This is a genomic window from Streptomyces alkaliphilus, from assembly GCF_014141535.1.
In the GTDB taxonomy this organism is placed as follows: Bacteria; Actinomycetota; Actinomycetes; order Streptomycetales; family Streptomycetaceae; genus Streptomyces; species Streptomyces alkaliphilus.
Genome location: NZ_VKHT01001257.1, coordinates 1 through 1,221, shown reverse-complemented (window position 1 = coordinate 1,221; position 1,221 = coordinate 1). Strand labels below are relative to the sequence as shown.

Annotated in this window: 2 protein-coding genes; one reads left to right on the top strand and one right to left on the bottom strand. The window is 72.1% G+C overall.

The window, feature by feature from the left end; translation table 11 throughout:
- Positions 1–79: 79 nt before the first annotated feature.
- Positions 80–661, bottom strand: a complete 582-nt coding sequence (locus FNQ90_RS23805; protein ID WP_182608232.1) for a CGNR zinc finger domain-containing protein — start codon at positions 659–661, stop codon at positions 80–82.
- A 149-nt stretch (positions 662–810) separates the two neighbouring features.
- On the opposite strand from FNQ90_RS23805, the gene FNQ90_RS23800 reads away from it, so the two are divergent.
- Positions 811–1,221 (top strand): VOC family protein (locus FNQ90_RS23800; RefSeq protein ID WP_182608233.1); only part of this gene is annotated, 411 nt, incomplete at its 3' end.

Here is a 1,221-nt window from a genome sequence, read left to right as displayed (position 1 = left end):
GGGCACAGGGGGGAGGGGCCCTGCCCGATGAGGTCGTCCGCGTTCCCCGGGAACGCCCCGCGCGGGGCGTTCCCGGGGGTTATTCGCTCGCGGGGCGCCTGCGGGCGTGATGGCGTCGCGCCTTGGCCCGGTTGCCGCACCCCGCCATGGAGCACCAGCGGCGGGTGCCGTTCTTGGACGTGTCGTGGAAGTGCAGCACACAGTCCGGGTGGGCGCAGGGGCGGATGCGTTCGGGACGGTCCACCAGCAGCCGGAGCCAGTCCTCCGCCGCCGTCCACGCCGGTAGCCAGGGCGGGGAGTCCACCTCGATGACGTCCTTCGGCCCGGTGGGGGTGAGGCTCCGACGCACCCGGCCCCGGGCCAGGACGGCGTTGAGTTCGGCGATCGCTTCCGGTGCGGGGGAGAGGGGCGTGTCGGCCAGCGCGGCCAACGCCTCGCGCACGCGCAGGAGGTGTTCCAGGGTCTCCCGGTCGGCGGACGGCGCCGGGCCGGTGGCCGGGAGCCGGGTGGACCACCCCTTCAGCCACACGGCCAGTCCGGCGGTGGAGTCCAGCAGGTCCCGGGGGCCGGTGGCGTCGACCCACCGGGTGTTGAGCAGGTCGATGGCCATGGGCTCACCGGTGAGGGGACGGGGGTCGTCGATCCCGGGGGCTCGATCCATCGGGCCGGTCCTTCCGTCACTGGCGGCTGCTCACCCACTCTAACCGGCCAAGCGGAGATCACCGGTTGACGCGCATCTCGTCTAACCCCTAAAGTCACTTTCAATGGTTGCGACGGCAGCGCGACCCCGATCGAAGGCTTGTGATGACCATGGGCAGGGCGCAGGAACTCCGGACCGGCCACGTGGGCCTGAACGTCACCGACATGTCGCGCTCCCTCGCCTTCTACCGGGAGGTCTTCGACTTCGAGGTCATGGCGGAGGGCAAGGAGGGCGGAGGGGAGCGCCGCTGGGCATTCCTCGGTCGCGAGGACCGGCTGATGATCACCCTCTGGCAGCAGAGCGAGGGCACCTTCCGGCCCGACACCCCCGGCCTGCACCACCTCTCCTTCCAGGTGGGAACCATGGCCGAGGTGGAGGCCACCGCCGAGGCGCTGCGCCGACTGGGCGCGGAGTTCGCCCACGACGGAGTGGTTCCGCACGGCGAGGGGGCCGAGTCCGGCGGCATCTTCTTCACCGACCCCGACGGCACCCGGCTGGAGATCTACGCCCCCACCGGCGCC